General features: G+C 72.7%; 8 protein-coding genes. 4 read left to right on the top strand and 4 right to left on the bottom strand.

All coding sequences use genetic code 11. From position 1 onward, the window contains the following. Positions 1-90: 90 nt before the first annotated feature. From ABEA26_RS33020 to ABEA26_RS33010, 3 genes are all read right to left on the bottom strand, one after another. Positions 91-843, bottom strand: coding sequence for an HAD-IA family hydrolase (locus ABEA26_RS33020; RefSeq protein WP_345597348.1), 753 nt, complete (start codon positions 841-843; stop codon positions 91-93). A 77-nt stretch (positions 844-920) separates the two neighbouring features. Then, positions 921-2036, bottom strand: a complete 1116-nt coding sequence (locus ABEA26_RS33015) for a Gfo/Idh/MocA family protein (RefSeq protein WP_345597346.1) — start codon at positions 2034-2036, stop codon at positions 921-923. Continuing rightward, positions 2033-3196 (bottom strand): DegT/DnrJ/EryC1/StrS family aminotransferase, encoded by a 1164-nt coding sequence (locus tag ABEA26_RS33010; RefSeq protein ID WP_345597344.1) that lies wholly within the window; start codon positions 3194-3196, stop codon positions 2033-2035. The genes ABEA26_RS33015 and ABEA26_RS33010 overlap by 4 nt, the downstream gene beginning before the upstream one ends. 346 nt (positions 3197-3542) lie before the next feature. Here ABEA26_RS33010 and ABEA26_RS33005 point away from each other — a divergent pair, with 346 nt between their 5' ends. The 4 genes from ABEA26_RS33005 (at position 3543) to ABEA26_RS32990 (ending at position 8487) form a co-directional block, all read left to right on the top strand. After that, positions 3543-3980 carry a type II 3-dehydroquinate dehydratase gene (locus ABEA26_RS33005; protein ID WP_345597342.1) on the top strand — a complete coding sequence of 146 codons (438 nt, stop codon included), beginning with the start codon at positions 3543-3545 and terminating at the stop codon, positions 3978-3980. Positions 3981-4065: 85 nt separating this feature from the next. After that, the gene (locus ABEA26_RS33000; protein ID WP_345597340.1) at positions 4066-4992 is read left to right on the top strand and encodes a GNAT family N-acetyltransferase; all 927 of its coding nucleotides are present in this window, start codon (positions 4066-4068) and stop codon (positions 4990-4992) included. Positions 4993-5034: 42 nt separating this feature from the next. Beyond that, positions 5035-7563, top strand: coding sequence for a non-ribosomal peptide synthetase (locus ABEA26_RS32995; RefSeq protein ID WP_345597339.1), 2529 nt, complete (start codon positions 5035-5037; stop codon positions 7561-7563). Between the two features lie 30 nt (positions 7564-7593). Further along, positions 7594-8487 (top strand): ROK family protein, encoded by an 894-nt coding sequence (locus ABEA26_RS32990; protein WP_345597338.1) that lies wholly within the window; start codon positions 7594-7596, stop codon positions 8485-8487. Between the two features lie 54 nt (positions 8488-8541). On the opposite strand, the gene ABEA26_RS32985 is transcribed toward ABEA26_RS32990, so the two are convergent. Further along, positions 8542-9579 carry a 3-dehydroquinate synthase family protein gene (locus ABEA26_RS32985; protein WP_345597336.1) on the bottom strand — a complete coding sequence of 346 codons (1038 nt, stop codon included), beginning with the start codon at positions 9577-9579 and terminating at the stop codon, positions 8542-8544. Positions 9580-9641 lie beyond the last annotated feature (62 nt).

Below are 9641 nucleotides of genomic sequence, written 5' to 3'. Positions count from 1 at the left end.
CTTCCCCAATCCCCTGGGGATCCCCTACACACCCCTTATTCGCGTGCCGGAACCTGTCGGATCCGGCGGCGCAGGTCATGTGTCCCGGATTCAGGGGGTGCGGGCCCGGCCGAAGCACGCGTCGAGCAGCTCGGCCGGCGCGCGCAGCACGATGTCGGGGTTCTCCGCGAGGAGGGTCGGCTCGTCGGTCTCGCCCCACAGGGCGGCGACGGCGGTGACGCCGGCGCCCCGCGCGCTGTTCAGGTCGGTGACCGCGTCGCCGACCATCACCGTCCGCGCGGGGCCCGAGCCCAGTACGGCGAGCGCCTTGAGGACGATGTCGGGAGCGGGCTTGGGCCGGTCCACCTCGTCGGAGCCGATCACCACGGTGAACAGGTCGAGGAGCCCGAGCTGTTCGAGGAGCGACCGGGCCCGCGGCCCGCTCTTGCCCGTGGCCACGGCGAGCCCGATGCCGTGCGCGCGCAACTCCCGCAGCATCTGCGGCACGCCGTCGAAGACGGGCACCAGGTGCGCGAGCCGGTAGCTCTCGCGGACGAACGGCTCCTCCATCTCCAGCGGCAGACCCATGATCTCCATGATGTCGGGGAAGTACCGGCCCAGGTGCCGTTCGTACTCCTCGAACGGGGGCTCGCCGTCCCCCACCGTCTCGGCGTACGCGGTGGTGAACGCCTGCCGCATCACGGCGAAACTGTCGACCAGTACCCCGTCGAGATCGAAGACGACAGCGGTCGTCCCCCGCGCCCCGCCGTCCGGACGGGCCCCACGGTCCGGACGGCCGTGGCCGTCGGGAGCGCCGGGGTGGGCGGGAAGGGCATGGCCTTGGGTGGTGCCAAGACGGTCCATGGCGCTGTGGTGCTCTCTTTCGCAGGGCGGTGGCTTCGTGTGGGGGACGGGGCGAACCCGGTGGTCGGCCGTGCCTGTCACGCGCGGTTCGACGGGGCCTTCTCCCGGGCGGCGTCCGCCGAGGAGTAGATCCGCTCGATGGCGCCGATGGTGCGGCGCGCCTCCTCGACGGCCCGGTGCGGGCCGTCCGGGCCGCGCAGCTGGGCGAGCAGCTCGGCGAGCTGCCGGTCGTACTCCGTGCCGACGGCCTCGGCGGGCAGCGGGAGCGCGCGGGTTTGGCCGTCGGCGGTGACGGTCAGCTCCGGGTGCTCCAGGCGGTTGGGGCTGAAGCCGAACGTGCACCGCAGCGTCGCGGAGCCCTCGGTGCCCTCGACCCGGACGCGGGTGACGTCGCGATCCTCGTGCGAGGCCCAACTGGCGTGCAGCGAGACGGAGACGCCGTCGTCGGTGATGAGGAACGCACGGACGGTGTCCTCGACGTCGATGACGCCGGATCGGGTGCTCTCCCCGCCGTCCTCGGCACGCCAGGAGGCCCGGGCGTTGTCCCGCGCGATGAAGTCGCCCGAGACCGCGCCGATGACCTGCGCGAAGTCCGTGGTGCCCAGCAGCGGGGCGGCGACGTCGAACAGGTGCCACCCCAGGTCCACCAGGGCGCCGCCGCCCGACAGCCGGCCCCGGGTGAACCAGCCGCCCGCGTCCGGAACACCGCGGGCCCGCACCCAGGACAGCTCGACATGGCGGACGGTGCCCAGCTCCCCGGCGCCCGCGAGCAGGGCCCGCACGTCGCCGCGGTGCCGGGCGGCGCTGCCGGCCAGCAGTCGTGCGCCGCCCGCGTGTTCGGCCTCGGCCAGCCGCCCGGCCTCTGCCGACGTCAGGCACACCGGCTTCTCGAGGAAGACCGGGATGCCCTTGAGGAGCAGGCTGCAGGCGATCTCGCAGTGCAGGTGGTTGGGGACGGCCACGATGGCCAGGTCCACCTGGGCCGGGTCGACCTCGTGCACGGCCGCGAGGACCGGCGTGTCGGGGAACTCGGCGGTGACCGCCGCCCGCGAGGCCGCGTCGGGGTCGACCGCCGCGGTCAGGCCGAAGCCGGGGTGGCCGCCCAGCCGGGGCAGCCAGATGGAGCGGGCCGCCCAGCCGAGCCCCACCACCGCGGTGCGGACCGGCCGGCCGTCCTGGTCCGCCGTCGTCATGAGCCGAGCACGTCGGCGACGACAGCGGCGACCTCGTGCATCTGCTCCTCGGTCCCCAGCAGGGTCCGGTGGTGCAGCCAGACGCAGTCGGACGTCAGCGCCTCCGAGTTCGGGCAGCGGCGGGCCAGTTCGTCCACCGACAGCTCCGGCGCACCCATCTCCCAGAAGGCATCCGTGCGGAAGACGGACCGGAAGGCGACGAAAGCCGGAACGCCCCGCTCGATGAGGGTGTCGACGACCTGCGCACGCCGCTCCTCGGTGATGCCCGGCACCCGGAACATCGCCATGTAGTGCGGGTTGCGGTCGGTGCGCGGGTCCATCCGCTGCGGCGCGACGCCGGGGATCTCCGCGAGCAGGGAGGACAGCACCGGCCAGCGCTCCTCGCGCGTGTCGATCTGCCCGCCCAGGCGCGCGAGCTGGGCGCGCAGCACCGAGGCGGAGAACTCGTTGAGCCGGAAGTTGGAGCCCGAGGTGCGGTGGAAGTACCCGCGGTCGCCGCGGGGGCGTCCGCAACTGTGCCGGACGAAGGCGTGCTCGGCCATGTCCGCGGTCGGGAACAGCACCGCGCCGCCCTCGCCCGCGGTCATCAGCTTGCCGTTCTGGAAGGAGAAGGCGGCGACCGAGCCCAGCTCGCCGACCCGCTTGCCGTTCCAGGTGGCGCCCTGCGCGTGGGCGGCGTCCTGGATCAGGGGCACGCCCGTGTCGGCGGCGACCTTGGCGAGGGCGTCCATGTCGGCAAACTGGCCGGCCATGTGCACGGGCATGATGGCGCGGGTCTTCGAGGTCACGGCCTTCGCCGCCTCGGCCGCGTCCAGGCAGTACGTCTCCGGGTCCACGTCCACCGGCACCACGACCGCGCCGAGGCGCTGCGCGGCCTGGGACGAGGAGATGAAGGTGAAGGCGGGCACGATCACCTCGGTGCCCGGCCCCACCCCCATGACCTCCAGGGCCAGTTCGAGGGCGTGCGTGCCGTTCGTGACGGCCAGGGCGTGCTCGCTGCCGTGATGCTCGGCGAACTCCTGCTCGAAGGCTTCGACTTCACCGCCGCCCATGCGCCACCACTGGCCCTGCTCCAGGGCACGGATGAGGCCGGTCCGCTCCGCGTCGTCGTACTGGGGCCACGCGGGAAGGTCCGAACCGAGTTGCACACCACTGCTCATGCTGTTCTCTGCTCCTTCGGTCTATGCGCGTGCGAATGCTGCCGCCGACAATCGCCGTGGGGGTCACCGAGCGAACCGTCCGACACGGACGGGGGTGTTCACGCGGTTGTCGGCATGGGTATGCGCGATCGCCGGCGCGGTCCGCGCGCCGGGCAGCAGGCCCCGGAGGGGCTCGGTCGTCGCCATTAGCACGCTAACCCTCGCTTGACGAGGCGTCATTCCCCTGTGGCACCCCCTATGTTCCCCCTTGTGATTGCACGCATACCGGGGGCCGGTGCTCCGCCGCCCACCCCCGTGCTATAAAAGCCACTTCCCGGTGTTTCCGTAATACGGATAAAGGTGCGCGGTGAGCAGGCTTCTCTTGGTGAACGGGCCGAATCTCGGCATACTCGGGAGTCGGCAGCCCGAGATCTACGGGACGGACACGCTCGCCGACATCGAAGGATGGGTCGCCGAGGAAGTGGCGGACCGCGGCTGGAAAGTCGACGCGTTCCAGCACGACGGCGAGGCGGAGATGATCCGCACGATCCAGGGGAACTACGACTCGGTCGGTGCGATCGTCAACCCCGCCGCCCTGATGATGGCCGGCTGGGGACTGAGGGACGCGCTCGCCAACTACCCGCGCCCGTGGATCGAGGTTCACCTCTCCAACGTTTGGGCCCGCGAGCAGTTCCGCCACGAGTCCGTCACCGGCCCGCTCGCCACCGGAGTGATCTTCGGCCTGGGCGCCACGGGCTACCGGCTCGCCGCCCGCGCGCTGCTGGAGAAGGTCACCGACCACTGACCCGGTGCCACCGGCGCCCGCACCCCCGGCCGTCGCGCGCCGCGACGGCGCCCCGCACACGACTGAGATCCGAGGACACGACACCATGCCCCAGGTACAGACGGCGGAAGCAGTGCTGGCCGCCCACCGCGACCGGCTGCGCCCCGTCGACCGGCTGATCCCGGAGGCCGCCGCGCTGCCGGAGCCCGGCGAAGGCGAAGAAATCCTGGAGGCCGAGGGAGCTCAGGGCCATCTGACCCACGTCCGGGTCGACCCCGAGGCGCTGGAGGCCGTGCTCGGCCCGCTGGACCGGTGGGAGCTGACCCCGCGGGTAGCGAGCCCCGAGGCGATGGCCGCCCTGCTGACCCGCTGGCAGGACCACATGCGCAGCCACCCGCAGGCCCCGGGCGCGGACTCGATGGCCGCCGTCGAATGGCCCAGCCGCGACGTGGCCATGACCAAAGTGCTGCGCTCTTTCGGCTTCGTGCCCGAGTTCGTGATGATCGGCCGGATCCAGGGCACCGCCCTGGTGCCGGAGACCCGCCGGGTCCACGTGCGCCGCGCCACCACCGCGGACAGCGAGGCCGTCTTCGAGCTCCAGATGGTGGAGACCCGGTTCGACGCCGCCGTCAGCGGCGCGGAGGAGCGGTCCACGACCGAGGCGCTGCTGCGCGAGGAGATCACCGCCTCGTTCAAGCGCGACGAGCCGCTGATCTGGGTCGCCGAGTACGAGGGCGACATCGTCGGCATGCACCGCGGCGAGGACCCCTCCGAGATGCAGCAGGCCTGGCTCGCCACGAAGATCACCGCCACCCCCGTCGCGCACCTGGTCTGCCAGGCCGTCGAGGAGGGCTACCGGGGCTTGGGTATCGGCACCGCCCTCGCCAACCAGGTCCACGCCGACCTGGACGCCATGGGCATGGGTGCCTCGGTCGGCTACCACGCGATGTTCAACCCCATCTCCACCCCGTTCTGGCACCGGCACGGATGGCGTCCGTACTGGAACCGCTGGATGCGCACCCCGGCCGTCTGACGGCACCCCGGCGAGAATTCGTACGACCCTGTGGAGAAGAACATGCTGGTGCAGGCGTTCGAGGAGCGGGCCGACGCCGTTCCGGACCTCACGGCTCTCGAATGCGAGGGCGAGGAACTCACCTTCCGGGAGGTGCACGAGCGGGCCGGCCGGCTCGCTCGCCACCTCGTCGCCCAGGGGGTGGGACCCGACCGCGTCGTCGCGGTCATGCTGCCGCGTTCCACGGACCTTCTCGTGGCGCTCGTCGCGGTGCTGAAGGCGGGCGGAGCCTACCTCGCGCTCGACCCGGAACACCCCGCCGAGCGCGTGGCGTTCCAGGTCCACGACGCCGCCCCCGTCGTGCTGCTGACCTCGTCCCGCATCGACGCCGACCGCACCCGGCTGGGCCTGCCCACCGTCGTCCTCGATGACCCGGCGACCTTGGCGACCCTGGCCGGTCTGCCCGCCGGGCACCTCACGGACGCCGAGCGCAACGCCCCGACGGGCCCCGAGGACCTCGCCTACGTCATCTACACCTCGGGCTCCACCGGCACCCCCAAGGGCGTCGAGGTCCCCGTGCGCGCCCTGCACAACCTCCTGGAGGCGATGCGGGAGCGGCTGGGCCTGGGCCCCGGCGACCGCATGCTGTCGGTGACCACCGCCACCTTCGACATGTCGGTGCCCGAGCTGTTCCTGCCTTACTACACCGGCGCCCGCGCGGTCATCGCGCCCCGGGCCACCGGACAGGACCCGCAGGCGCTCGGCGACCTGATCGCCCGCCGCGGGATCGGCACCGCGCAGGCCACGCCCACCCACTGGCACATGCTGTCCACCGTCAGCCCCGAGGTGCTGCGCGGCCTGCGCATCCTCATCGGCGGCGAGGCGCTCTCCGAGAAGCTCGCCGCGACCCTGCTCGACCTCGGCGCCGAGGTCGTCCAGTGGTACGGGCCCACCGAGACGACCGTGTGGTCCACCGTCCACCCGGTCACCGGACCCGAGGACGCCGCCGTCATCGGCCGGCCGCTGCGCAACACCCGGCTGTACGTCCTGGACGAGGACCTCGAGCCCGTCGCCCCCGGCACCGAGGGCGAGCTGTTCATCGCCGGCGACGGCGTGGCGCGCGGCTACCTCAACCGGCCAGAACTGACCGCCGAGCGCTTCCTGCCCGACCGCGACGGCGACGCCCTGATGTACCGCACCGGTGACGTGGTGAGGCTGCGCCCCGACGGCGACCTGGAGTACGTCGGCCGCGCCGACCACCAGGTCAAACTGCACGGCTTCCGCATGGAACTCGGCGAGATCGAGGCCGCCCTGGAGCGGTCCGAGGACGTCGACCGGGCGGCCGCGACGGTCCGCGAGGACCGGCCGGGAGACCGGCGCCTGGTGGCCTACGTGACCGCAGCCGCGGACCGCACGCCCGACACCGGGCAGCTGCGGGACTTCGTCGCCGAGGCACTGCCCCTGTACATGGTGCCGTCCGCCGTGGTGACCCTCGACGCGTTCCCGCTCACGCCCAACGGCAAGCTCGACCGCAAGGCGCTGCCCGCCCCCGTCGTCGCCGCGACGGCCATGGTCGAGACCCACCTCACCCAGTCCGAGCTGCTGCTCGCCAGGATCTTCGCCGAGGTGCTCGGCGTCGGCCAGGTCGGACCGCGCGACAGCTTCTTCGACCTCGGCGGCTCCTCCGTGCTCGCGGCCCGGCTCCTGGCCCGGGTGCGTGCCGAGATGGGTCTGGAGCTGTCGATCCGGATGCTCGTGGAGTCCCCGACGCCCGCCGAGCTGTCCCGGCGGCTGACCGGCGAGGAGCCCCAGGACTCCTTCGACGTGCTGCTGCCCCTGATGACCAAGGGCTCGGCGCGGCCGCTGTTCTGCATGCGCCACCTCGGCGGCACCGCCTGGTGCTACGGCGTGCTCGCCCAGCACTTCAGCCTCGAATACCCCATCTATGGACTCCAGTCGCACACCTTCCAGGAGTTCGACACCCCCGTCGACACCATCGCGGCCATGGCGGCGGACTACGCGGACCGCATCACCGGCGTGCAACCCGAGGGCCCCTACCGCATCCTGGGCTGGTCCTTCGGCGGCATCCTCGCGCACGCCGTGGCCGCCGAGTTCCAAAAGCGCGGTGCGGAGATCGAGTTCCTCGGCGTCTTCAATACCAACCCGCACATCACGGACAAGGAGGACCGCGACGAGCAGGGCCTCATCGAGCTGATCCTGCTGATCAACGGCAAGGACCTCGACGCGTACGAGCGGCCCCTGCGCTACGAGGACGTCGCGGAGTTCGCCGACATGGCGACCAACTTCGCCTGGCAGGGCAAGAAGAGCGCGGCCGAGACCTTCGTCGAGACCATGCTCACCGACCTCGGAGCCTGGAAGGCGCACACGCCGGAGAAGTACAGCGGCACGATGCACCTGTTCGCGGCCGACCCCAGCCCGGTGGCCGAGGCCGCCTCCAGCGAGGCCTGGGCCCCGTACGTCGCGGGCGACATCGTCCGCCACGAACTGGGCTGCGGTCACGAGGAGATGCTCAGCAGCCCCCGCGTGCTCGGCACGGTCGCCGAGATCGTCTCCGGCCACCTCGCCGACTGAGCGGGCCGGGAGACAGTCATCGCCTACCACTTGGGCATCGACGTCGGCGGCACCAAGGTCGCCCTGCGCGCGGAGCACCCGGACGGCACCGTGCGCGAGGCGGGCTTCCGGTGGCCCCGCGGCACCGCGGACGCGGCACGCGACCTGGACCTGCTGGTCAGGGAGATCCGTGAGCTGTGCGCCGGCGCCCCGGACGGACCGGCTGGTGTCGGCGTTGCGATGCCCGCCACCCTGGACGCGAAGGGCGTCGTCACCGCCTGGCCCAACCGGCCCGCCTGGAACGGCCTCGACATCGGCGGCGCGTTGCGCGGCGCCCTCGCCGCCGCGGACGTCGTCTGTGCCGACGACGGCGACCTCGCGGCCCTCGCCGAGGCGCACGCGGCCGGCCTGTCCGACCTGCTGTACCTCGGGGTCGGGACCGGGATCGGCGGCGGCGTCGTCCTCGGCGGCCGACTGCTGCCCGGCCCCGCGCGGGGCTCCTGCGAGATCGGCCACCTGATCGTCGACCACCGGTCCGGGCAGCGGTGCGACTGCGGGCGGCGCGGCTGCGTGCAGTCCGTCGCCTCGGGCCCCGCCCTGCTGCGCGCCGCCGCGCGCGCCCGCGGCGCCGAGGTGGCCTACGAGGAACTTGTGCGGGGATTCGCCGACGGCGCCCCCTGGGCCACCGGCCCGGTGGGCGAGGGGTGCGCGGCCCTGGCCGCCGCGGCCGTCGGGGTGTGCGAACTCCTGCACCCCATGACCGTCGTGGTCGGCGGCGGGTTCGCCGACGGTCTGCCCGGCCTCTCCGACACGCTCGCCGCCAGGACGGCGCTCCTGGCCCGCCCCGGCCATCCGGCGCCGGCCGTACGGCCCGCCCGGCTCGGCGGCCTCTCCTCACTGCACGGCGCCGTCCTACTGGCCAGGACCGGGAACACGGAGGAGTGAGGGCGGGGGCGCCCGCGGGCGCCCCCGCCCTCACTCCTCCCCCTTGAGCCGTTCTCACTCCGCCGAACGCGGCATCTCTGTCAGCACCCGTGCGACGACGTCCTCCGGCAGGTCGCGCACCAGCTCGGCCCCCTCCTTGCCGTCCAGCACGAAGGTCAACCCCTTCGTCGCCTTCTTGTCCAGCCGAACGAGCTCGATCAGCCGGTCCGGGGAGACGTCCGCGGGGAGCTCGTGGGGCAGCCCGTAGTGGCGCACCACCTCCAGGTGCTCCTCCGCCCGCTGCTCGTCGATCCGGTCCAGGGCCAGGGCGAGCCGCCCCGCGAACACGGTGCCGACCGCCACCGCCTCGCCGTGCCGCAGCCGGAAGTCCGTCGCCAGCTCCAGCGCGTGGCCCAGCGTGTGGCCGTAGTTGAGGAGATGACGCAGGCCTGTGTCGCGCTCGTCGGCGGACACGATCTGCGCCTTGCGCGCCACGCTCGCCGCGATCTGTCCGGGCAGCGACAGCTCCCGCAGATCGCCGGCGCCGATGAAGTGGCAGCGGGCGATCTCCCCGTAGCCGTTGAGCATCTCCCGCTCCGGCAGGGTCTCCAGGTAGTCCGTGTCGCACAGCACGGCGCTGGGCTGCCAGTAGGCGCCGACGAGGTTCTTGCCCTCGGGCGTGTTCACCGCGGTCTTGCCGCCGACACTGGCGTCCACCTGCGCGAGCAGCGTCGTCGGCAGATGCACCACGGGCACCCCTCGATGGAACAGGGAGGCAGCGAGACCCGCGACGTCCGTCGTCGTGCCGCCGCCCACGGAGACGACCACGTCGTCACGGGTCAGACCGAACCGCACGAACTCCCGGCACAGGAACTCGACCGTGCCGAGTGTCTTGTCCTTCTCACCGTCGCGCGCGGGCACGACCAGCGAGGGCACTCCGGGGTCGGGCACCCAGGCACCGGGCCGGGCCGAGACCACCGCGGCGCGCCGCGCTCCCAGCCGCTCGACGACCTCGGAGAGCGAGTGCCGCACCCCGGGGCCGATGTCGACCGGGTAGGAGCGCTCACCGAGTTCCACCTGGATGCGGGTGTGTGGGTGTACGGAATCCGTCATGTCTGCGGGCCCTGCTCGGTGACCCGCTCGGCCAGGGCCACGGCCTGGGCCGTCGCCCTGGT

Source organism: Streptomyces marokkonensis, assembly GCF_039539045.1.
GTDB classification, from domain to species: Bacteria; Actinomycetota; Actinomycetes; order Streptomycetales; family Streptomycetaceae; genus Streptomyces; species Streptomyces marokkonensis.
The sequence above is the reverse complement of the archived record's forward strand: the minus strand, read 5'-3'. Positions and strand labels throughout refer to the sequence as shown.

Excerpts from the sequence above, each read along its gene's own strand:
- ABEA26_RS33020 (WP_345597348.1), bottom strand. The coding sequence starts at position 843 with ATGGACCGTCTTGGCACCACCCAAGGCCATGCCCTTCCCGCCCACCCC.
- ABEA26_RS33015 (WP_345597346.1), bottom strand. The coding sequence starts at position 2,036 with ATGACGACGGCGGACCAGGACGGCCGGCCGGTCCGCACCGCGGTGGTG.
- ABEA26_RS33010 (WP_345597344.1), bottom strand. The coding sequence starts at position 3,196 with ATGAGCAGTGGTGTGCAACTCGGTTCGGACCTTCCCGCGTGGCCCCAG.
- ABEA26_RS33000 (WP_345597340.1), top strand. The coding sequence starts at position 4,066 with ATGCCCCAGGTACAGACGGCGGAAGCAGTGCTGGCCGCCCACCGCGAC.
- ABEA26_RS32995 (WP_345597339.1), top strand. The coding sequence starts at position 5,035 with ATGCTGGTGCAGGCGTTCGAGGAGCGGGCCGACGCCGTTCCGGACCTC.
- ABEA26_RS32985 (WP_345597336.1), bottom strand. The coding sequence starts at position 9,579 with ATGACGGATTCCGTACACCCACACACCCGCATCCAGGTGGAACTCGGT.